A 1,206-nucleotide genomic window follows, 5' to 3' on the forward strand; every position below is an offset into this window, starting at 1 on the left:
TGCGGTCCGTCTTCTCCGTCAGTCTGCCGTATTCATCATAGTGGTAAACATAGTGCGCATCCTCTGCGATGCGGTTATCCGGCCACACTGTGAGTGTACTGTCCGGGTGCAGCTCCGGGTCCGGCAGCCGGTTGCCCGCCGGGTCCGTGGCATACGGGATGCGGATGTCCAGGTCTGGTGCGAGGGTGCGCACACTCTCCAGCCTGCCCGTGGCGCTGTAGCCGTATTCCCGCGTCTGTCGCGGGCCGCTGATGCGCACCAGGTCGCCGTTGTCACTCCACCCGTAGTCACGGTCATATACCAGGCTGTTCAGGTGCTGGCTCTGTAACTGGCCTGCGGGGGTGTATGTGCTGGTCAGTTCGTATGCGGCATTACTGCCTGCCATGCTGCCGAAGCTGCGCACCGTCTCACGGTGCAGCCTGTCCCGCGTATACTCGACCAGCGGCGTCCCGCCCAGCTTCATTCCCGCCAGGTAACCGCTGCCATACGTCAGCCACTCCACCGGCGGCAGGCTGTCCGGCGTGACGCGGTTTGCCAGCCCCTGCTCGTTGTATGCGTGTTTCGTCTCATGCTGCCACAGCAGTTCCCCCGTCTCCGGGTTCTCCACCGTCTGGCATTCGCCGGTCAGGCGGCCTTTATCGTCATAGCCATAGTGGACGGCAACACGGTGGCCTTCGCTCAGGTGGCTGATGTCTGTCAGCCAGCCGTGGCCATCATACTGCCACTGCTCTGCCGGTTCGCCGTTCACCGTGCGGTGAGTGATACGGTCCGATTCATCGTAGTACCAGAGGATGACAAGTCCCTCATCCTCACTCTGTGTGAGTTTTCCGGTCAGGTCATAATGATAACGTTGCGTCCGCCCGTCAAAGCCGCCCTGCTGTACCAGCCGGTCCAGCGCATCGTAACTGAAGACGCTGTGGCTGCCGTTCTCGTTGGTCAGGCTGATGACACGTCCGGCAGCATCGTACTCCATACTGCGCGTCAGCCCGCCCTGCGTGGTGCTGACCGCCTTTCCCCACGCATCGTACTGTGTCTCGCTCCGGTTGCCGTCCGGGGTGATAACGGCAGTCAGGTCGCCTGCGGCGTTGTATTCATACCGCGTTTCACGGCCCTGTGCGTCTTTCACCGAGGTTAACCGGCCACGGTTGTCATAGCGGCGGTAAAGGCTGATGCCTTCCTCGCGGTGGACCGCCGTCATCTGGCCGA

At 62.2% G+C, this 1,206-nt stretch carries 1 pseudogene; it reads right to left on the reverse strand.

The features are described from left to right. Positions 1 to 1,206: pseudogene (gene rhsD, locus RTW80_RS25585) on the reverse strand (rhs element protein RhsD); the annotation flags it as partial.

The sequence above is a fragment of the Escherichia sp. AM3 genome, from assembly GCF_032029835.1.
Classification (GTDB): domain Bacteria; phylum Pseudomonadota; class Gammaproteobacteria; order Enterobacterales; family Enterobacteriaceae; genus Escherichia; species Escherichia coli.